This window comes from Faecalibacterium sp. An122 (genome assembly GCF_002160895.1).
In the GTDB taxonomy this organism is placed as follows: Bacteria; Bacillota; Clostridia; order Oscillospirales; family Ruminococcaceae; genus Faecalibacterium.
On sequence record NZ_NFLL01000002.1, the window covers coordinates 173274 to 193123 of the forward strand.

General features: G+C 63.2%; 18 protein-coding genes. 6 read left to right on the top strand and 12 right to left on the bottom strand.

The features are described 5' to 3' along the window. Positions 1-248: 248 nt before the first annotated feature. From B5E67_RS02730 to B5E67_RS15385, 6 genes are all read right to left on the bottom strand, one after another. A complete protein-coding gene (locus B5E67_RS02730; protein ID WP_087245429.1) occupies positions 249-1190 on the bottom strand; it encodes an ATP-binding cassette domain-containing protein in 942 nt (313 codons plus the stop codon). After that, positions 1183-2229, bottom strand: a complete 1047-nt coding sequence (locus tag B5E67_RS02735) for an ABC transporter ATP-binding protein (RefSeq protein ID WP_087245432.1) — start codon at positions 2227-2229, stop codon at positions 1183-1185. The genes B5E67_RS02730 and B5E67_RS02735 overlap by 8 nt, the downstream gene beginning before the upstream one ends. Positions 2230-2251: 22 nt before the next feature. Continuing rightward, positions 2252-3193: an ABC transporter permease gene (locus tag B5E67_RS02740; RefSeq protein ID WP_087366404.1), complete on the bottom strand. Its 942-nt coding sequence runs from the start codon at positions 3191-3193 to the stop codon at positions 2252-2254. Beyond that, on the bottom strand, positions 3193-4143 hold the full coding sequence (locus tag B5E67_RS02745; RefSeq protein ID WP_087382614.1) for an ABC transporter permease: 951 nt from the start codon (positions 4141-4143) through the stop codon (positions 3193-3195). The genes B5E67_RS02740 and B5E67_RS02745 overlap by 1 nt, the downstream gene beginning before the upstream one ends. Beyond that, complete coding sequence (locus B5E67_RS02750) at positions 4143-6158, bottom strand: ABC transporter substrate-binding protein (protein ID WP_087382617.1); 2016 nt, start codon at positions 6156-6158, stop codon at positions 4143-4145. The genes B5E67_RS02745 and B5E67_RS02750 overlap by 1 nt, the downstream gene beginning before the upstream one ends. Before the next feature lie 182 nt (positions 6159-6340). Continuing rightward, on the bottom strand, positions 6341-6631 hold the full coding sequence (locus tag B5E67_RS15385; protein ID WP_143405373.1) for a hypothetical protein: 291 nt from the start codon (positions 6629-6631) through the stop codon (positions 6341-6343). On the opposite strand from B5E67_RS15385, the gene B5E67_RS02755 reads away from it, so the two are divergent. From B5E67_RS02755 to B5E67_RS02765, 3 genes are read left to right on the top strand one after another with little or no spacing between them, the layout of a single operon-like run. Next, entirely contained in the window at positions 6630-7052 is a 423-nt protein-coding gene (locus tag B5E67_RS02755) for a hypothetical protein (protein ID WP_087245439.1), read from the top strand. The two genes, B5E67_RS15385 and B5E67_RS02755, sit on opposite strands and share 2 nt — an antisense overlap. An 11-nt stretch (positions 7053-7063) precedes the next feature. After that, positions 7064-9640: a TetM/TetW/TetO/TetS family tetracycline resistance ribosomal protection protein gene (locus B5E67_RS02760; protein ID WP_087382620.1), complete on the top strand. Its 2577-nt coding sequence runs from the start codon at positions 7064-7066 to the stop codon at positions 9638-9640. A gap of 2 nt (positions 9641-9642) precedes the next feature. After that, complete coding sequence (locus tag B5E67_RS02765; RefSeq protein WP_087382623.1) at positions 9643-10524, top strand: NAD(P)H-hydrate dehydratase; 882 nt, start codon at positions 9643-9645, stop codon at positions 10522-10524. A 42-nt stretch (positions 10525-10566) separates the two neighbouring features. Here B5E67_RS02765 and B5E67_RS02770 read toward each other — a convergent pair whose 3' ends face one another. Next, positions 10567-11028, bottom strand: coding sequence for a methylated-DNA--[protein]-cysteine S-methyltransferase (locus B5E67_RS02770; protein ID WP_087382626.1), 462 nt, complete (start codon positions 11026-11028; stop codon positions 10567-10569). A gap of 80 nt (positions 11029-11108) precedes the next feature. Between B5E67_RS02770 and B5E67_RS02775 the strand changes: the two genes are divergently transcribed. The 3 genes from B5E67_RS02775 (at position 11109) to B5E67_RS02785 (ending at position 13595) form a co-directional block, all read left to right on the top strand. Beyond that, entirely contained in the window at positions 11109-11846 is a 738-nt protein-coding gene (locus B5E67_RS02775) for an NAD-dependent protein deacylase (RefSeq protein WP_087382628.1), read from the top strand. A 75-nt stretch (positions 11847-11921) separates the two neighbouring features. Then, positions 11922-12548, top strand: coding sequence for a hypothetical protein (locus B5E67_RS02780; protein WP_087382632.1), 627 nt, complete (start codon positions 11922-11924; stop codon positions 12546-12548). Positions 12549-12632: 84 nt separating this feature from the next. Next, complete coding sequence (locus tag B5E67_RS02785) at positions 12633-13595, top strand: D-2-hydroxyacid dehydrogenase (protein ID WP_087382635.1); 963 nt, start codon at positions 12633-12635, stop codon at positions 13593-13595. Between the two features lie 89 nt (positions 13596-13684). Here the strand turns inward: B5E67_RS02785 and B5E67_RS02790 are convergent, their stop codons facing one another. From B5E67_RS02790 to B5E67_RS02810, 5 genes are all read right to left on the bottom strand, one after another. Next, positions 13685-14872 (bottom strand): hypothetical protein, encoded by a 1188-nt coding sequence (locus B5E67_RS02790; RefSeq protein ID WP_087366433.1) that lies wholly within the window; start codon positions 14870-14872, stop codon positions 13685-13687. A gap of 3 nt (positions 14873-14875) precedes the next feature. Further along, a complete protein-coding gene (locus B5E67_RS02795) occupies positions 14876-15361 on the bottom strand; it encodes an RNA polymerase sigma factor (RefSeq protein WP_087382638.1) in 486 nt (161 codons plus the stop codon). 160 nt (positions 15362-15521) lie between these two features. Beyond that, positions 15522-16685 carry an aminotransferase class I/II-fold pyridoxal phosphate-dependent enzyme gene (locus B5E67_RS02800; protein ID WP_087382641.1) on the bottom strand — a complete coding sequence of 388 codons (1164 nt, stop codon included), beginning with the start codon at positions 16683-16685 and terminating at the stop codon, positions 15522-15524. Between the two features lie 76 nt (positions 16686-16761). Then, positions 16762-17454, bottom strand: a complete 693-nt coding sequence (locus B5E67_RS02805) for a peptidoglycan-binding domain-containing protein (protein ID WP_087382644.1) — start codon at positions 17452-17454, stop codon at positions 16762-16764. A gap of 3 nt (positions 17455-17457) precedes the next feature. After that, on the bottom strand, positions 17458-19812 hold the full coding sequence (locus B5E67_RS02810) for a peptidoglycan-binding protein (protein ID WP_087382647.1): 2355 nt from the start codon (positions 19810-19812) through the stop codon (positions 17458-17460). Positions 19813-19850: the final 38 nt, after the last annotated feature.

Genomic DNA, 19850 nt, shown 5'->3' on the forward strand with positions numbered 1-19850 from the left:
TGTGTTATAGCAGCCGAAAGCCTCATGGGGCAGGGAAGCCTTCGCACAGCGCCTCCTGGGGGCGTCCTGCGCGCTTTGCCCTGGCCCCGGAAAAGTTTATGCCCTCCCGCAAAAAACCTCTGTAGGGCCTCCACTGGCCCCATGAGGGCGGCGTCCGCCGCAGCACAACAAAAACCCCGCAGCTCCCGGTGAACACCGGAAGCCGCGGGGTCTTTTTGTGCTTATGAGGCTTTCAGGGGGCAGGGGAATCAGCGGGTAGCTTCATACTCCTTGCGGTAACCCTCCAGCTCCTTCTCGTTGCCGTAGACGAAGTGACCATTGGCAATTTCCTGCCAAACGGGCTTGTCGGTGCTGTAGTCGTGAATCGACGGATCATACACCAGCAGCTTTTTCTTCTTCTCCAGGCTGGGATCCGGGATGGGCACAGCCGACAGCAGGGCTTTGGTGTAGGGGTGCAGCGGATGACGGAACAGTTCTTCCGTCTCGGCCAGCTCCACGATACGGCCCTTGCTGATGACGGCGATGCGGTCCGAGATGAACCGAACCACCGACAGGTCGTGGGCGATGAACAGGTAGGTCAGCCCGCGGGACGCCTTGAGGTTGTTCAGCAGGTTGAGCACCTGAGCACGGATCGACACGTCCAGCGCCGAGATGGGTTCGTCTGCCACGATGAACTCAGGCTCCATGATCAGAGCACGGGCAATGCCGATGCGCTGGCGCTGGCCGCCCGAGAACTCGTGGGGGAAACGGGATGCAAACTCGGGCAGCAGGCCCACCTCGTGCAGGGCAGCCATAACCTTTTCGTGCAGGTCATTCTGGTCCTTGTACAGGTGGAAGTTCAGCAGGCCCTCGGCAATGATATACTCCACCTTGGCGCGCTCGTTCAGCGAGGCCATGGGGTCCTGGAAGATCATCTGGCATTTGCGGATGACTTCCTGGTCCAGCTCCTTGGGGATCTTGCCGTTGATCTTGCGGCCCTTGAACAGGATGTCGCCGGCCGAAGTGGGATTGATGCGGGTGATGGCGCGACCGATGGTGGTCTTGCCCGAGCCGCTCTCACCCACCAGGGAGAAGGTCTCGCCCTTGTAGATGTCGAAATTGACGTGGTCAACGGCCACGAACTTCTTGCGCCCCGAGCCGAAGGAGATCTGGAGGTCCTTGATCTCAATGAGCTTTTCTCTCTCAGCCATTGGTGTGGTCCTCCATCATTTTCTTGCGCAGGTTCTGGATCGAGTGGGGGCGCTCCACTTTGGGGGCCCGGGGGTCCAGATACCAGGTCTTGGCGGCGTGGGTGGGCGAAACCTCAAAGAAGGGAGGCTCCTTGACAAAGTCGATGGCCAGAGCCTTCTTGTTCCGGGGTGCGAAGGCATCGCCGTGAATCTCGTTGAAGAGGTTCGGCGGGGTGCCGTCGATGGTGGGCAGAGCCTCGCCCTTGACGCCCAGCTGCGGCAGAGCCTGCAGCAGAGCCCAGGTGTAGGGGTGCCATGCGTCGTAGAAGATCTCCTCCACGGTGCCGTACTCCACAATCTGGCCGGCGTACATGACGGCCACACGGTCGGCCACGTTGGCCACAACGCCCAGGTCATGGGTGATGTAGATGACCGACATGCCCAGATCCTTCTGCAGATCACGGATCAGCTGCAGGATCTGCGCCTGAATCGTCACGTCCAGCGCGGTGGTGGGCTCGTCGCAGATCAGGACCTGCGGCTTGCAGGCGGCGGCGATGGCGATGACCACGCGCTGCCGCATGCCGCCCGAAAACTCATGGGGGTACTGATTGTACCGGCGCTCGGGATCGGGGATACCGACCTTGCCCAGCATCTCGATGGCGGCCTTCTTGGCGGCTTCGCCCTTCAGGCCCTGGTGCAGCTCGATGCTCTCCTGAATCTGCTTGCCGATTTTCTTCAGCGGGTTCAGGCTGGTCATCGGGTCCTGCATGACCATCGAAATTTTCTTGCCGCGGATATTCAGCCATTCCTTTTCGGTGAACTTGGCCATATCGCGGTCTTCAAACATGATGCTGCCGCCGGTGATCTTGCCGTTGGCGTCCAGCATGCCCACAAAGGTCTTGGTAAAGACCGATTTGCCCGAGCCGCTCTCGCCCACGATGGCGAGGGTCTCGCCTTCGTACAGGTCCAGGGAGCACTTGCGGATAGCCTTCAGCGTCCGGCCGCGCAGGCTGAACTGAATCTCCACGTCACGGGCAGAGATAATCGCTTTTTTATCCATTGTTGTTTATCTCTCCCATCTGTTAAACGTGATTGCGCGGGTCGGCTGCGTCCGAGAATGCGTTGCCCATGATATAGAAGGAAACCGAGATGATGGACACGATGGACGCGGGGAAGATCAGCAGGTACGGATAATCCAGGAAGAAGGTGCGAACCTTTGCCAGCAACAGGCCCAGCGACGGGGTCTCGATGCCCAGGCCCAGGCCCAGATAGGACAGGGTGGACTCCATGTTGATGGTGTAAGGGATGTTCAGCGCCGTCTGCAGGATGATGACCGACACCAGGTAGGGCAGGATGTTCTTGGTCAGAACACGCCACAGCGGGGTGCCCAGGCACCGGGAAGCCAGGTTGTACTCCCGGTCACGGTACATGAACACCATGTTGCGCACCCGGCGCGCCGTCTGGAACCAGCCGATGAAGATCATGGACACAGCCATGATGGTGAAGCTCTGGCCCACCATCAGGGCGATCAGGGTCATATAGATGATATAGGGAATGCTGTCGAACAGGTTGTAAATTTCGGTGAACAACCGGTCCAGCTTGCGCACATAACCCCAGATCAGACCGAAGATGACGCCCACAATGCACTCGCCGGTGGCCACGACCAGGGCCAGGCGGATGGAAATCTGGGTGGCGTACCACACCTGGCACCAGTAGTCACGGCCCAGGTTGTCGGTACCAAACCAGAACTCCGAGTTGGGTTTGGTGAAAGCCGGCGCAGTGTCCGGGATCAGAGTGGCGTAGTCGTACTTGCCGATGGCCAGTGCGATGAAGGAGAATACCACCAGAGCCAGGAACAGGATCAGGAAAAACACTGCAACCTTGTTTTTCAGAAAGTTGCGGAACACCGAGCCCCAGTAGGAATAGTTGGAGTAACCGATGCGCTCGGCCTCTTCGGGCGAGTACTCCACGACGTAAAACAGTTCGTCGTCGGTCTTGCCCGCAAAATCCGATGCTTTTGCCATCAGCGGTTGCCCCCTTTCTCTGCGATGGTGATGCGCGGGTCAACGAGCATCATCAGAATGTCGCCAAGGAAGATGCCCACGATGCTCAGCGCGGCGTAGAACATGACCAGAGTCTGGACGACGCTGGTGTCGTACCGCTGGATGGCATCGGTCAACAGGGGACCCATGCCGGGAACGGAGAAGAACCGCTCCATCAGCAGCGAGCCGCTGATGGTCAGCAGCAGGGACTGAGGCATGAACTGGACCATGGGCACCAGTGCGTTGCGCAGCACGTGGCGGAACATGATCTGGCTGTAGCTCAGGCCCTTGACCTTGGCCAGTTTGATATAGTCACGGGTCAGCTCGTCCACCATATAACGGCGCATCCACAGCGCATAGCTGGCCGTGGAAGCCATGGATAGACAGATGACCGGCAGCACGCTGGACGGCCCCAAGTTTCGGGTGGAGTACAGCGTGGGCATGCCAAACACCGTGGAGCCGATGACCAGCACCAGGGAGTACATGACCAGCGCCGGGACGGCGTTCACCAGGACGGTGTACGCCGTGCCCAGCCAGTCCACAAACTTGCCCTTGAAAGCGGCCTGCGCCACACCAATGATGATGCCGCAGACCCAGGAAATGCAGAATGCGATTGCGCCCAGACGCAGGGAAACGCCCAACCGGTCGCCGATGACACGGGTGACAGCGATGCCGCTTTGAATTCTCCGCGAGGTACCGAAGTCCAGGTGGAGTAACTGCCCATAAAAGCGGACCAGCTGTTCCCCGATGGGGTCCAGAAGACCGGCGGCTTCCAGTGCTGCGTTCTTCTGCTCCGGGGTGAACTTCATCAGCTGGTCTTCAGTGAAGTAGTAGTCCGTGGGCAGCATCCGCAGCAGCAGGAAGACGACGGTAACGGCGATCAGAATGGTGATAAACGACTGAAACAGCCGTTTAGCGGTGTATTTCAGCATTAAGCCTTCATGGCTGCCTCATAAGCAGCCGCGAGTTCTTCATACTGCTCCGTGGTATAGGCTTCCTCGGAGGTCTCCCAGTCAACGTACTTGTAGTTGCAGATGCCGTACATAGCGTTGATCTTGGAGTAATCGTTGACGTGGGTCAGGCAGAGCAGAACTTCGTACTGAGCCGGCATGGTCAGGCAGTTCTCCAGCATATAAGCCTCGGCGGTGGCAAAGGCCTCGTAGCGGGCGTCGATGTCGTCGACGATGGCGTCAGCCTCGTGGACCAGGCGCTCAAACTCCTGGTAGGTGGCGATCAGGTCAGCCTGCCAGTCGGCGGGGCCTTCCTCAAAGACCTTGGCGATATAGCTGTAGTTCCAGCTGTAGTAAGCGTTGGCGTCGGTCAGAGTCTCCTGGCCCAGGAAGTTGATGGGATCGCCGAAGTCAGCGCCCCAGCCGTTCTGGATATAGCTGTGACGGTGAGCGTTGACGACCTCCTTGGTGACGCTGGAGACGTACTCGCCCACATCCAGGACGATGAAGTCGTCGCCGAAGCAGTCGGTGAAGGCCTGCTTCATGACGGCAGCGCTGTCCTGAGCGGAGGTGTTGCCGGACAGGATATAGTTCCAGCAGTGGACAGGGAAGGTGACGCCGATGGCGGTCAGCTCCTCCATGGCCTGCTTCTTCAGAGCGGAAATGTCGCCGCCGTTGTCGCGCAGACGGATCATGGTCTCGCCGTCGTACTCGCCGTAGCCCATCTTCTTGCCCACCAGGCTGGTGTACTCAACACCCTGGGTGTTGTAGCAGACGCCGCGCATGGTGTAGTAGTCGTTCTCGCACTTCAGGGGGTTGATGGGGTTGGTACGGGCGTAGTAACGGCTCAGATCCAGGCCCTGCATGAAGCACTGACGGAAAGCGGTGTTGGCGATGGCCTTGTTCCAGTTGTCGTCGGGAGTGCCGTCGTCGTTGAAGCGCTGATAGTTGAAGTGGAACTGATAGCTGAACTTCTTGGGCTGACGCTCGCACAGCTGGTGGTTGAACTCGTTGTTGGGATCGTTCTGGATCTGGGTCACGGTGGACTCGGTCAGCTCGATCTCGTCCAGCTCACGGTTCTGGTACAGCTGGTAGCCGGTGACCATATCGGTCAGCATGGTGACCACCACGCGCTCGAAGCGGCTGTGGTCGTTGGCGCCGTACCAGTTGGGGTTGGGGATGAAGCTCTTGGTGTTGGACTGAACGAACTCCTCGATCAGGTACGGACCGCAGTACCACATCTCAGCGTAGGTGGCGGCGCGGAAGCCCTCGATACCCAGCTCGTTGATCAGATCCTCCGAAGCGGGGTAGAAGCAGACATAGCCTGCAACGGTGTCGAAGTAGGGGCAGGGATTCTTGCAGGTGAAGACCAGGGTGTAATCATCCGGAGCCTCAATGCCCACGCCGTGGTCCAGCATGTCCTGATAGGTCAGGTCAGCAGCGGCATCGCCCTGCTCCACGGTGTACTCATAGTACTCCTCAGCGCCTGCGATGGTCTGCAGGGGCATGGAGGTGTTGAAAGCGGAGTTCTTGAACTGGTTCAGAACCCACTCGGAGCCCACCAGGAAGTCCTTGGAAGTGATGTGGCCCTTGACCTCGCCGTTGACGTCGCACCAATCCACATCCTCGCGCAGGTGGAAGGTCCAGACGGAAGCGTCCTCGTTGTGCTCCCAGCTCTCGGCGATGGCGGCCACGGGCTTGCCGTAGCAGTCGGCGCTCAGCAGGCCGTCCACCAGGTTGGTCAGGACGTTGAAGTCGGAAGCGTTCTGGCTGTACAGGACGTTCCAGCTCTCGATCTCACGGACGTTGGACTCGTAGCTGTACACCTCAGTCAGGCCGCCGGTGGTGGCAGTGCTGCCCGAAGCAGCGCCCGAGGTGCTGCCCGAAGTGGAGCTGGAGCTGCCGCATGCGGCCAGCAGACCAGCGGCGCCCACAGCGCCTGCGCCCTTCAAAAAGGAGCGGCGGCTAAATGCATGAGGTTCATAGTTTGCGTTCATGTGTTGTATCCTCCCTGTTATTCTTCGTGTCACGGCAAGAGTTGCAGATTTTGCCTGTTCCCATTCCTGCGGCGGTTGCAGAGTCAGTGTATTGCCAACGAATACAAAAAGGCCCAAATACAGACCTCAGCGTCTGTATCTGTGCCCCGCCGCAGAATCCTTAACACACAGGTATTCTACCATCATAAAGGGCGGATGTCAAGAAAACAGGCGGCGCTCAGGCCAACAAATTGCCCCTTCAGGGCGAAAAAGAGTGAAAAAAAGGTGAAAATGAGTGAGCTGCTTTCATCTTGCATCTGTAAAATGTGCAAAAGAATCGTGCTTGATGCACGAGGACAAAATGTGCGCCCGCGGCGCACAGGACGGCGGGTGACTATCTTTTTGGCGCAAAACGTGTTACAATACAGACATTGCCGCTGTGGTGCAGGCCATTGCCCGGGCTGCAAAACCAAGGATGAGGTACGATTGGTCATGAAGAAACTTTTTTCCATTTATAAAAAGGATATGTTCCGCGCGATCCTGTATAAAACGGTGACACGCGCATCCGTCGCCCTGTGCGTCTGCCTGCTGTGGGAACGTTTTTTAAGCGACGGACACTTCACCATCTGGGAAGCCCCCTGCCTGGCGGTGGGGGCGATCTTCCTGGGGTGGGCCTGGCTCAGCTACCTGCGGCTGGACGGGGTCCGGGTTCCCTTCCTGGACCGGGACAAGCTGTCGTCGGAACGCGGACAGCGCCGCAGCCACGCCAGCCACACCATGGCGGACTTTGCCGACGAGAAGATCGTCTCCTTTGACGAGCTGTCCCCGGAGGAAAAGTCCTTTTGCAGCATGCTGTCCAGCCTGATCCTGGGGGTCCCCATGACCGCCATCGGGCTTCTGGCCGGCGTTCTGTGAGGAGGGCGGCCATGGCAGACAAGACAAAGCGCCTGGTGGTGGGGGTGCTGGCCCACGTGGACTCGGGCAAGACCACCCTGTCCGAGGCCATGCTCTACCGGGCCGGGGCCATCCGCAAACTGGGCCGTGTGGATCACCGGGACGCCTTCCTGGACACCGACAGCCTGGAGCGGGCCCGGGGCATCACGATTTTTTCCAAACAGGCCCTGTTCGAGACCGAAAACGCCTGCATCACCTGGCTGGATACGCCGGGCCATGTGGATTTCTCGGCAGAGGCCGAGCGTACGGTCCAGGTGCTGGACTATGCGGTGCTGGTCATCAGCGGCCCCGACGGGGTCCAGAGCCACACCGAGACCATCTGGTCCCTGCTGCGGCGGTGCCGGGTGCCTACCTTCCTCTTTATAAATAAGATGGACCTGCCCGGCCCCGGCCGGGATGCCCTGCTGGACCAGCTGCGCCGGCGGCTGGGGGAGGGCTTTGTGGATTTCGGCGCCGATGAGGACCAGCGCAATGAGGCCCTGGCCCTCTGCGATGAACATTTGATGGACGCCTACCTGGCCGGGGAACCCCTGGCCGAAACCGACATCGTCACTGCCATTGCCCGGCGGCACGTCTTTCCCTGCTGGTTCGGCTCAGCCCTCAAGGTGGATGGGGTGGACGCTCTGCTGGCAGGCCTGGACCGCTGGACCCGGCCTGCCCCGGCAGGAGAACACTTCGGGGCCAAGGTGTTCAAGGTCTCCCAGGACGACCAGGGAGCCCGCCTCACCTGGCTGCGGGTCACCGGCGGCGTCCTGAAAGTCAAGGATACCCTGTCCGGCGGCCCCGAGGGAGAGGGCTGGTCCGCCAAGGCCGACCAGCTGCGGCTGTATTCGGGAGCCAAGTATACCCTGGCCAATGAGGTGGTTCCCGGCCAGGTCTGCGCCGTCACCGGCCTCACCGGAGCCAAGCCCGGAGAGGGTCTGGGGGCCGAGCGGGATGCCGGGGACCCCCTGCTGGAACCGGTCCTCACCTACCAGGTGATTTTGCCCCAGGGAGTGGACGTTCATACCGCCCTGGCCAACCTCCGCCGCATCGAGGAGGAGGAACCCGAGCTCCATGTGGTGTGGGATGAGACTCTGGGCCAGATCCATATTCGGCTGATGGGTGAAATTCAGCTGGAAGTGCTGCAGAGCCTGCTGTCCCGCCGGTTCGGGCTGGACGTCACTTTCGGTGAGGGCGGCATCCTTTATAAAGAGACCATTGCCGAGGCGGTGGAGGGTGTGGGCCACTATGAGCCCCTGCGCCACTATGCCGAAGTGCATTTGAAGATGGAGCCTCTGCCCCCGGGCAGCGGCATCCAGTACGATATCGACTGCCGGGAGGAAGTTCTGGCCCGGAACTGGCAGCGGCTGGTCATCGCCAACCTGGAGGAAAAGGAACACCGGGGCATCCTCACCGGCGCGCCCCTCACCGACGTGAAAATCACCCTCATCGCCGGCCGGGCCCACCTCAAGCACACCGAGGGCGGCGACTTCCGCCAGGCGGCGCTGCGGGCGGTGCGTCAGGGCCTGATGATGACCAAAAACGTCCTGCTGGAGCCCTGGTATCACTTCCGGCTGGAACTGCCCGCCCAGAACCTGGGCCGGGCCATGAACGACATCCAGCAGATGGAGGGAACCTTCGGTCCCGCCGACCAGGAAGGGGAGACTGCCATTCTGGAGGGTTCGGCGCCGGTCAGCGGCCTGCGGGGTTATCCCCGGGAGCTGGCAGGCTATACCCATGGCCGGGGCCGCCTGACCCTCACCCCCGACAGCTACCGCCCCTGCCGCAACGCCGCCGATCTCATCGCCGCGTCGGGCTATGACCCCGAGCGGGACCTGGAAAACCCCGCTGACTCGGTGTTCTGCGCCCACGGCGCCGGGTATGTGGTGCCCTGGGACAAGGTGCGGGAGCATATGCACGTGGAGAGCGGCTGGGGCAAGGCCAAGCCCGCCCGGGCCGAGGACCCGCAGCCGGTGCGGCGGGCGGCGGCCTTCCGGGCCTCCCTGGAAAACGACGCCGAGCTGATGAAAATCTTCGAGCAGACCTATGGCCCCATCAAGCGGGACCCTCTGGCGGCCTTCCGACCGGTCAAGAACGACCGGCCCGACTTCAACGCCGAACAATGGAAGGTGCTGCCGGAATATCTGCTGGTGGACGGCTACAACATTATTTTTGCCTGGGATGACTTGTCCGCCCTGGCCAGGGACAACCTGGCCTCGGCCCGCCAGAAGCTGATGGACATTCTGTGCAACTATCAGGGGTTCAAGCAGTGCGTGCTGATCCTGGTGTTTGACGCCTACCGGGTGCCGGGCAGCCCTGGCTCCATCGAGCAGTACCACAACATCCATGTGGTCTACACCCGGGAGGCCGAGACGGCGGATATGTTCATCGAGCGGGTCACCCATGAGATCGGCCGGGAGCGCCGGGTCCGGGTGGCCACCTCGGACGGCATGGAACAGGTGATTATCCTGGGCCACGGGGCGTACCGGTTGTCGGCCCGTCAGTTCCGGGAGGAAGTGGATGAGGTGGAGCGGGAGATCCGCGCCCTGATCCGCCAGGAGGAGTGACCATGGAGCATCTTTGTGAGGAATTCGTCTTTTCCTGCATCGCCCCCCGGGCGCAGGAGAGCCATAAGGGCAGCTACGGCCACCTGCTGGAGGTGGCAGGCAGCCGCCGCTATCGGGGCGCCGCCGGCCTGGCCGCCGAGGGGGCCCTGCGCACCGGCGCAGGTATTGTAACCCTGGCGTCGGTGGAGCCGGTGCTGGCGGCGGTGGCCGCCCGCCTGCCCGAATGCTGCCTGCTGCCCTGTCGGGAAAGCGAGGAGGGCGGCATCCACGCCGGGGAGGCGGACAACCTGTCCCAGGCTCTTCAGAAGGCCGCCGTCCTCCTGATGGGCCCCGGCATGGGCAACACCACCCACACCCAAAACCTGGTCCGCCGCCTGGTGGGAGAGGCCAGGGGAACGGTGGTGCTGGACGCTGACGGCCTGAACGCCGCCGCGGCTTTGATGGCGGCCGGGGAACCCCTGCCCCGCCCGGCGGGCAGCCTGATTTTGACCCCTCACCCGGGGGAGATGTCCCGCCTCTCCGGTCTGACCATGGCGGAAATTGCCGCCGATCCCGCCGGGACGGCGACCCGCTTTGCGGCCCAATGGGGCTGCACCCTGGTGCTGAAGGGCCACCGCACCCTGATCGCCGCGCCGGATGGCCGCCTGTGGCAGAACACCACCGGCAATGCGGGCCTTTCCCGGGGCGGCAGCGGGGACGTGCTGGCGGGCATGGTCAGCGGGCTGGCGGCCTGCGGCCTGCCTGCCCCGGAGGCGGCAGCCTGTGCCGTCTGGCTCCATGGAGCCGCCGCCGACCGCACCGCCGGACGTTTGGGTCAGTATGGGATGCTTCCCCACGACATTCTGGCCGATTTGGGCGAAATCTTCGCAGAGCATGACCGATAAAACCAACAGCGTGCCGCAGAAAAACGGCACGCTGTTTTTGCGTCAGGGGTTGGGCTGTTCCAGGGCCAGCAGAGCGGCCTTGCGGTCCAGCCCGCCGGCGTAGCCGGTGAGGCGGCCCGAGCTGCCCACCACCCGGTGGCAGGGGATGATGATGCCGATGGGGTTGCAGTGGCAGGCGCCGCCCACCGCCCGGGAAGCTTTGGGCCGGCCCACCGCCGCCGCAATCTGGCCATAGGTCCGGGTTTCGCCGTAGGGGATGGCCTGCAGCGCCTCCCACACCGCCCGCTGAAAGGCGGTGCCTTTCGGGGCCAGGGGCAGGTCAAACACCCGGCGGGAGCCCGCAAAATATTCCTCCAGCTGCCGCCGGGCCTCGGCCAGCAGCGGGGTGGGGCAGGGGACTTCCTCCCCGGTGAGGGGAGCGCAGAAGTTCACCGCCGCCAGGACGTCCCCCTCCTGGGCCAGACAGAGGGGGCCAAAGGGACTGTTCCAGTGCCAGAGAACCAAAAACACCGCTTCCTTTCTGGTGAAAATATGCTATACTTTTACCATAGCACAAACCACATTGTTTGGAAAGGGGCGGTTTTATGCTCAGGGCACTGGAAGCCATTCTTGCAGAAAGTAAAAACATCGTCTTTTTCGGCGGCGCAGGGGTCAGCACCGAGTCGGGCATCCCGGATTTCCGCAGCGTGGACGGGTTGTACCACCAGACCTACGACTACCCGCCCGAGACCATTCTCAGCCATACCTTCTGGGAGCAGAACCCAGAGGAATTCTATCGCTTTTACCGCAACAAGATGATTGTCCGGGGGGCCAAACCCAATGCGGCCCATCTCCGGCTGGCCAAACTGGAGCGGGAAGGCAAGCTGAAAGCGGTGGTCACCCAGAACATCGACGGACTGCATCAGGCCGCCGGCTCCCAGAAGGTCTATGAGCTCCACGGCAGCGTCCTGCGGAACTACTGCGTCCGCTGCGGCAAATTCTACGATGTGGAGTTCATCGCCAATAGCACCGGGGTGCCCCGGTGCACCGACTGCGGCGGCATCGTCAAGCCCGACGTGGTCCTCTATGAGGAATGCCTGGACGAGTCCACCATGGCGGGGGCCGTTGCGGCCATCCGCCGGGCCGATACCCTCATCATCGGAGGCACCAGCCTGGTGGTCTACCCGGCGGCGGGCCTGATCCGGTATTTCCAGGGCCGGCACTTGGTAGTGATCAATATGCAGCCCACCGGGGCCGACCGTTCCGCCGACCTGTGCATCGCCAAGCCCATCGGCCAGGTGCTCAGCGAGGACATCGACCTGGACGCCGCCGACACCGTCTGACAAAAAGAATCCGGTCCTCTCTGGTAAAATATCCGGTGCAGGCGTACGGCCTGCAGGAAGGGGATCGGATTCATTATGTTGCAGCTTTGTGAGCCGGCGGTGCAGCCGCGCCGCCTTTCGGCCGAGGAATTTTGTATGCTGGCCCGGCGGGAGGCCTCCAGCCTGTACCGCCCCCGCAGCGAGGTGCTGCGGATGCTGGCGGTGGGGCAGGCTTTTGGGGTCTGCGGGCCCCGCGGGGAGCCTCTGGCCGCCATGATCGAGCTGCCCCTCACCGCCGACGTGGAAGCCGCGGCGGCGCTGCGGCAGTTTCTGGGCCGTCAGGGTCTGGGCCGGGGCTCGGTGCTGGCTCCGCCGGTGGGGGACCGCAGCCTGCTGCCCGAGCTTTTGGGGGCGGCATTGGTGCCGGCCTGCCGCCATGCGGGGGCAGGTCCGGTGTGGGCGGTGCTGGAGTCCACACCCGACGCCGAGGATTTATTGCCCGCCTATCTGGATGCAGGGCTGGTCCTGCGGGCGCTGCGGCCCCTGAACGGGCTCTCGCCCTGCTGGCTGTTCAGCCGGGTGCCGGGGATGAACCGGGCCGAGCCGGTGTGGGTTCCGCTGGCGGACCGGGCGCGGCTGGCGGCTCTGCTGAGCCGGGGCTGGTCGGCGGTGGGCAGCGAAACCACCGCCGGGGTCACCACGCTGGCCCTCTGCCCGGTGTAAATCCCGGCCCAAACATAGAGGCTCAGCCCCTCCCGCGGGAGAGGCAGAACATAACAACGTATCAACAAGAGGGGAAGTCAAAAGATGAAACTGGTTATTTTGGAGAGCTACGTCATGGAACCGGGGGACCTGGACTGGTCGGGCCTGCGGGCGCTGGTGCCGGATGTCACCGAGTACGTCCGCACCCCCTACGATCAGATTGCCCAGCGGATCGGGGACGCCGAGCTGGTGGTGCTGAACAAGTGCCGGATGGACGAGGAGATTCTGTCCAAATGCCCCAACCTGCGGTGGGTGGGGATCATTGCCACCGGCACCGACAATCTGGACCTGGAGGCCTGCCGCCGGCATGGGGTCAGCGTGGCCAACGTGCCGGCCTATTCCACCTACAGCGTGGCCCAGATGGCTTTCAGCCTGCTGCTGGCCATCTGCCAATGCCCCGAACGGCAGGATAAAGCCCTCCGGGACGGCTACTGGCAGCTGGAAATCCCCGCCGGGTATGGCATTCTTCCCCAGGTGGAGCTGTACGGCAAGACCTTCGGCGTCTGCGGCTACGGCAACATCGGCCGCCAGACCGCCCGCCTGGCCCGGGCCTTCGGGATGGAGGTGCTGGTCTGGACCCGCACCGTCCGCCCCGAGTACGCGCAGGACGGGGTGACCTTTGTGGATCTGGACACCCTGCTGGCCAAGAGCGATATCGTCAGCCTCCATTGTCCCGCCACCCCCGTCACCCGGGGCCTGGTGAATGGGGAGGCTCTGGCCAAAATGAAACCGGGGGCCATTCTGCTGAACACTGCCCGGGGCGCCCTGGTGGATGAGGCCGCCGTGGCCCAGGCCCTGACCAGCGGACATCTGGGCTATTACGCCGCCGATGCCTTTGCGGTGGAGCCCCTGCCGGCGGACAGCCCTCTGCGCACTGCTCCCCGCACCCTCTTTACCCCCCATGTGGCCTGGGCCACCGGCGGGGCCCTCAAGCGCCTGATGGAAATCACCGCCCGCAACCTGGAGACCTTCCTGGCCGGGGCAGGGGAGAACATCGTCAACCGTTAACCAAAAAAGCCCCGCCCGCCGCGGGCAAGCGGCAGGCAGGGCCAACAGGGAGACTTTTTGCAGCGGTCCTTTCGGGGACCGCTTTTGTGTTACAGGGTGTACATGGCGGCGTTGACCGACATGGTGTCGGGATCGCTGACCTCTTCGTCCTCCTCATCGTCGGTGATCACATGGAAGGAGCCGGTGGCCACCGCCTGCACCGCGCTCTCCAGAGCGGACTTGCAGAAGATGGAGCCGCAGTTGAACAGGGACAGGTGCTCCAGCACATCGGCGGGGGTCAGGTCATCGGTCAGGGTCACTCTGGGGCAGGCCACCAGGGTCAGACCTTCGGGGAAGGCCTCCAGCAGGTTTTTGTCCACCGTCATCTTGATCTTGTCGAACAGGGGCTTGCCCGGCAGATAAAAGACCTCGCCGTCCAGCACCGTCTCGGGAATGGCGTCCAGGGTGTCGGCCATCTCCTCGGGCAGGTAGACGTCGCCCTCCACCTGCAGGTATTCCAGATCGCTCAGGGCCTCGGCGCAGTCGGGGGTCAGGTACAGGTCGCCCAGCACCACCAGGCTGTCGCCGTACCGGCGCAGGCCGGCGGCGCTGAGGGTCAGATCGTCCTGAACCACCGAGGTGCCGTCGGGCAGCACCACCATCCGGGTGTCGGCGTCAAACAGGGGGGCCAGGCTCTCGGCCAGGGTCTCGCTGACGTAGGCCTCGGGAACCATGAAGCGGACCCCCTTGCTGGCCAGCTCGTCGCCGTCCAGCTCGCTGTCCACCGCCACCAGGCGCTTGGCGGCCCAGTACAGCCGGGGCTCAGCACGCAGGGCAAAGGATTTATCCAGCACGGCGTTGTTTTTCAGGATGACCGCCCCTTCCGGATAGGTGTAGAGCTTGCCGTTGATGGAGGCCTTGCTGGCCAGGACGGTGGCCAGGAAGTCGGGGCAGTAGACGGTGCCGTTGATGGTCATGCCCATATACTGGCGCAGGGCGTCCCCGGCGTCGGGGGTGATGGTCATGGTGCCGTTGATGAGCAGATACTGGCGGCCGTTGGGGGTGTTGCGGCCGGTGAAGGTGGTCTTGCCGTTGATGGTGTTGAGGGTGGTCTCGTCGTCCAGGTCAATGCTCTTGGAGCAGTTGATCCGGACGTTGTGGCGGGACATCATGGCCCGGGCGTTGGGGCTGGTGATGAACAGGGCCCCGTTGATGTCGATGGATTCAAAGTTGGCCAGGGTTTCCTCCTGGACCTTGCGGGCGTCGCAGACAGCGGCATTGATGTTCAGCTTTTTCATGATTTATTCCTCCTCAAGTGAATCTTGCAGCGTTTTTCGGATGCGGTGGAGACGGGTTCGGATGGTGGCGGCGGGCTGGCCGGTGATCCGGGCCAGCTCGGCGGCGGTGTACCCTGCGTCGTAACGCAGGGTGAACAGGGCGCGGTCACTGTCGGCCAGATGGGCCAGCAGGCTGGCCAGCTCCACCTGACCCATGGCGGATAATGCGGTATTGTCGGCCGGCTCCTCGCCGGGGGGCGGGGCAAACTGTTCCAGCAGCTCCTGCTCTTTGGCCGAGCGGCGGACACTGTCGCAGAACAGATTGTGGGCTGTCTCAAACAGCCAGCTTTTCAGCTGGGGCGCGCTCAGGGTGCTCAGCAGGTCCTGGTGGCCCAGCGCCCGGAGAAAGGTCTCCTGGGCCAGATCTTCGGCCCGGTCCTCGTCGCGGGTCATCCGGCAGCAGAACCGGACCAGCTTGTCCCAGAAGTCGTCGTATAATGTTTCCCACACGGGCGGTTTCACCTCCTGTCCAGGCTGTCTGCCTGTTCCTGGCCGCCTTCTGTCTGTAGGACGAACGGCAGGGGCGAAGTGTTTCACGGAAAAGAAAAAATTTCAAAAAAACCAGCCGGCAGGGTTGATCCCTTGCCGGCTGGCGCTGTTTTGGATGGATTTAGTTCAGGATGCCGCTGTCCCGGATGGCGGCCACTGCCTCGGCGATCCGCTCAGCGGGCATGGTCAGGGCAAAGCGGACATAGCCCTCGCCCAGAGGCCCAAAGCTGGAGCCCGGGGTGCACAGGACGCCGCTCTTTTCCACCAGATCCATGCAGAAATCCATGCTGGTGGCGTACCGCTCGGGGATGGGAGCCCAGACAAACATGCTGCCGTGGCTGTCGGGGACGTTCCAGCCGATGGAACGCAGGCCGCCGCAGAGGGCGTCCCGGCGCTGCTGGTAGACGGCGCACTGGTCCTTGACCATGTCCAGGGGACCGGTCAGAGCGGCGATGGCTGCCTTCTGGATGGGCAGGAACATGCCGAAATCAATCTGGCCCCGCAGGCGGCGGAAGGCCGCCACCACGTCGGGCCGGCCCACCAGGAAGCTGATCCGGGCGCCGGTGACGTCAAAGCTCTTGGACAGGCTGAAGAACTCCACGCCTACATCCATGGCGCCGGGGGTGTTGAAGAAGCTGTGGCCCTCGGCCCCGTCAAAGATGATGTCGCTGTAGGCGTTGTCGTGGATGATGAGGATGTCGTATTTCTTGGCGAAGGCCACCAGCTCCTCGTAGAGGGCGGGGTTGCCCACGCTGCCCACCGGGTTGGCCGGCAGGGATACGATCATATACTTGGCCCGGCGGGCGACGTCCTCGGGGATGTCGGCCACGTAGGGCAGGAAGCCGTGTTCCTTCACCAGGGGATAGTAGTAGGGCTCAGCCCCGGCCAGCTTTGCCCCGGCGATAAAGACGGGATAGCAGGGGTTGGGCAGCAGGACGGTGTCCCCCTCGTCGCACAGGGCCATCCCGATGTGGCCGCAGCCCTCCTGGCTGCCGTTGCAGCTGGCCACCTGGTCGGGGGTGATCTCCACACCAAACCGCCGCTTGTAGTAGGCGCAGACCGCCTCCAGCATCTCAGGCAGATCCCGCAGGCTGTACTTCCAGTTCTCGGGGTCCCGGGCGGCGTCCAGCAGAGCCTGCTGGATGTGGGGCGCAGGGGCAAAGTCGGGGGTGCCGACGCTCAGGTTGTAGATCGTCCGGCCCTCGGACTCCAGGGCCACCTTTTTCTCGTTCAGCGCTGCGAAGATCTCGTCGCCGAACAGATTCATCCGCTTTGAAAATTCCATCCTTTTCCCTCTCCTTTTTCTATACCGCTTTAGGTTTTGACCATTTTAGCATGTTTTGCCATCCAATGCAACCGCCTTAGTCGATGGTGGAGGCGGTGCGGCCCACCCCCAAGACGGCGGTGGTGATCTTGGTCCAGGTGCTGCAGCCGCAGACGCCGTCCACCGTCAGCCAGTTGCGGCGCTGATAGCCCCGCAGGGCGTTTTCGGTCATGGTGCCGAAAATGCCGTCGATCTGGGCGCCGGTAGAGTAACCCAGGGTGGACAGGGCATCCTGCAGGATCATCACATAGCAGCCCCGGCTGCCCCGCCGGAGGGTGGGATAGCCTGTGCCGGAACTGGTGCAGGCGGGCAGGCCGTACCGGCGGGCAAAGTGGACCCAGGTGGGGGTCTGGGAGAGGGGTTCCACATAACCCCAGGCGCCGGTGCGGAGGGCTGCATTGTGGATTTCAGCGCGGTTGGCGCTGGTGGTGTTCTGGCCCACGTCAAAGGCTACGCCGGCGTAGTGCTGGCTGCGGGTGCCGTGGCCGCCCTCCCAGATCCGCCGGAAGGCATAGCCCACATAAATGCCCTTGCCGTACCGGCGGCGGGTCAGGTTCCAGGCCTCCATGGCCGCGGTGGTGGTCCAGAGGGTGGGGCTGCCCGATTCCCCGCGGAACTCCCGCACCTTGAGGGTGCTCTCGGTGCTGTAGGGCATGGGGTCGTTTTCGTTGATCTTGGGATAGGTGTAGATGCGGTTGGAGTATTCGTCGTAAATCAGTAGGCGTGCCATGGCTCAGTCCCCCTCAATGGCGCCGGTCTCCTGCTGGATGGCGCCGATGCTGATGGCGTTGGTCATCAGGTCCAGGCTCAGGGCCTCGGCGGCAGACCAGGTGTCAGCATCCACAATGCCGGTCTCGGGCAGGCCCAGCAGAGCCTGCAGGCTGCGGGTGTCCTCAGCCAGCTCGTCGGTGTAGGTCTCCAGGATGCCCAGGCTGGTGACATCGTCGTAGTAGTAGGCGATGCGGGCCAGCATGGTGGTGTAGTAGAGCACCGCGCTGCCGGAGGACCCCACCGTCAGCGGCGTGCCGGGATAATCCATCCGGGTCAGGGAGACCACCGGGCCCGACAGGCGCAGCCGGTTGACCTGGGCGTACAGGGTATCCCAGGTGGCGCGGCCCACCACGCCGTCCACCGTCAGGCCGAATACCCGCTGGAAGGCCCGGACGGCGGCCTCGGTGCTGGCGCCGAACTGGCCGTCGATGGTCACCGAGGGGATGCTGGAGTCATAGGAGTGCATCAGATAGAGGTAGTACTGCAGCTCCCGGACCGCCCGCCCGCTGGAACCGCGGCGCAGGGTGCCAGGGAACTCGCCGGGCCGCAGGCTGGAGGACAGCAGGTCGTTGGCGATGTCGGTGTAGGCCTCCCGCATCTTGTTCCAGGTGGTGCGGCCCACCACGCCGTCGTCGGTCAGGCCGAAGTACCGCTGGAAAGTTTCCACCGCCCGGCGGGTGCTGGGGCCAAAGATGCCGTCCACGCTGGGATTGTTCAGGCCGGTGTAGACGGTGCGGGCGATCTTCATCCAGAACTGAATCAGGCGGACGTTCTGGCCGGTGTCACCCTCCCGCAGGGGAACGCCGGGGTAGGCGTTGGGGATGCCGTTGTCCACCTGGATGCTGCGGAACTGGGCATAGATGGCGTTCCAGGTGGTTTCGCCCACCACGCCGTCCACCGTCAGGCCGTACCGCTGCTGGAAGGCCCGCACTGCGGCGGCGGTGCCGGCGCCATAGACGCCGTCCACCGTCACCGACGGAATGGAGGAGACATACTGGCTGATGGTGTTGAGCCAGAACTGGACCTGTTCCACCGCGCCGCCGGTGGAGCCGGTGCGGAGGGTGGTGCCGCCCCAGGTGCCGTCCGACAGGACGCCCGAGACGGTTTCGCCCTCGCTGGTCAGCTCGGCCAGATCCTTGACGGCTACATAAATATAGCTGATCTTGTACCAGGTCTGGCGGCCCACCACGCCGTCGGCGCTCAGGTTGAACTGCTGCTGGAACCGCTTGACGGTGGCCTCCATCTGGCTGCCGAAGATGCCGTCCACGTTCAGAAGCCCCAGGAAGGGATAATCCTTGGTGATGCGGTTGAGCTGACGCTGCAGGGTAAAGACGCTGGGGCCGCGGTCGCCCCGGCGCACCGGGCTGCCGGGATAGCTCTCGGGGATGGAGGCGATGTTGGAGGTGCGGACCACCTCGATGTTGCTGCCGTAGTAGTACTTCAGGATGCTGAGGGCGTTGCGGCCCTGCTCGGCCAGGGTGACGGTGCCCCACTGCTTGAGGCCGGGGCAGGAGACGGTCTTGCCGTCGCAGTACTCGGTGTAGTAGGGGTTGACGGTGCCCACCTTGCGGACGTAGGTGTTGAAAATGTCGTCGGTCAGGTTGACCATCACGTCAAAGACGGTCCGGCCGTGGACATAGTACTGGTCGTAGCTGGTGGAGTTGGTGATGTTGAAGTTGTAGCCGCGGCTGGGGTACCACTCGGTGTAGATGCGGTTGAGGGCCAGAGAAATCTGGCAGTGGATGTTGGCCCGCAGCGCCTGCTCAGGCCAGGTGGGGTAGACCTCGCTGGAGGCCACGTTGGCGATATAATCCCGGAAGGATACCGTCACGTTTTTGGCCGAGGAGGAGGGGGTGCCCAGATGGACCGTGATGCTCTTGGGGATGACCACCGCCGGCAGGACCCGGGGGTCTGCGGCGGGTGCGGGGCCGCTGCCGCCGCCGCCCGCAAAGAGGGGATGGGGCGGGATGACCACCGGCTCATCCGGCTCGGCCGCCCGGGCATCGGCGGGGATCATCTCCAGCGGAGCCAGAGTGACCTGGCCCGAGAAGATCTGGATGCCCTCGATCTTCACCGTCCGGTAGCCGGCTTTTTCGGCCACCAGATCGCAGACGGCGTAGGGGCGGACGGTGGTGTTGTTGGGGTCCAGAGAATAGCTGCAGGCCGGGGCCTCGATCTGGATGTCGGCCACGCTGCCGCCGTTGTCGGTGACCCGGCTGGTGGCGAAGCCGTCGCCGGTGACCTGGACGGTGACGCCGGGCATCGGCGCCGATTCCCGGGCCGCAAAGGTTTGGATGCGCAAAATTCCTGTTGCCATAGGCTGATGCTCCTTTACATAGGATATGGGTTGCCCCA

Bases quoted from the DNA above. Each gene is read 5' to 3' on its own strand.
- B5E67_RS02810 (WP_087382647.1), bottom strand. From the start codon at position 19,812: ATGGCAACAGGAATTTTGCGCATCCAAACCTTTGCGGCCCGGGAATCG.
- B5E67_RS02730 (WP_087245429.1), bottom strand. From the start codon at position 1,190: ATGGCTGAGAGAGAAAAGCTCATTGAGATCAAGGACCTCCAGATCTCC.
- B5E67_RS02765 (WP_087382623.1), top strand. From the start codon at position 9,643: ATGGAGCATCTTTGTGAGGAATTCGTCTTTTCCTGCATCGCCCCCCGG.
- B5E67_RS02750 (WP_087382617.1), bottom strand. From the start codon at position 6,158: ATGAACGCAAACTATGAACCTCATGCATTTAGCCGCCGCTCCTTTTTG.
- B5E67_RS02745 (WP_087382614.1), bottom strand. From the start codon at position 4,143: ATGCTGAAATACACCGCTAAACGGCTGTTTCAGTCGTTTATCACCATT.
- B5E67_RS02805 (WP_087382644.1), bottom strand. From the start codon at position 17,454: ATGGCACGCCTACTGATTTACGACGAATACTCCAACCGCATCTACACC.
- B5E67_RS02755 (WP_087245439.1), top strand. From the start codon at position 6,630: ATGAAGAAACTTTTTTCCATTTATAAAAAGGATATGTTCCGCGCGATC.
- B5E67_RS02760 (WP_087382620.1), top strand. From the start codon at position 7,064: ATGGCAGACAAGACAAAGCGCCTGGTGGTGGGGGTGCTGGCCCACGTG.
- B5E67_RS02775 (WP_087382628.1), top strand. From the start codon at position 11,109: ATGCTCAGGGCACTGGAAGCCATTCTTGCAGAAAGTAAAAACATCGTC.
- B5E67_RS02780 (WP_087382632.1), top strand. From the start codon at position 11,922: ATGTTGCAGCTTTGTGAGCCGGCGGTGCAGCCGCGCCGCCTTTCGGCC.
- B5E67_RS02740 (WP_087366404.1), bottom strand. From the start codon at position 3,193: ATGGCAAAAGCATCGGATTTTGCGGGCAAGACCGACGACGAACTGTTT.
- B5E67_RS02785 (WP_087382635.1), top strand. From the start codon at position 12,633: ATGAAACTGGTTATTTTGGAGAGCTACGTCATGGAACCGGGGGACCTG.
- B5E67_RS02735 (WP_087245432.1), bottom strand. From the start codon at position 2,229: ATGGATAAAAAAGCGATTATCTCTGCCCGTGACGTGGAGATTCAGTTC.
- B5E67_RS02790 (WP_087366433.1), bottom strand. From the start codon at position 14,872: ATGAAAAAGCTGAACATCAATGCCGCTGTCTGCGACGCCCGCAAGGTC.
- B5E67_RS02800 (WP_087382641.1), bottom strand. From the start codon at position 16,685: ATGGAATTTTCAAAGCGGATGAATCTGTTCGGCGACGAGATCTTCGCA.
- B5E67_RS15385 (WP_143405373.1), bottom strand. From the start codon at position 6,631: ATGACCAATCGTACCTCATCCTTGGTTTTGCAGCCCGGGCAATGGCCT.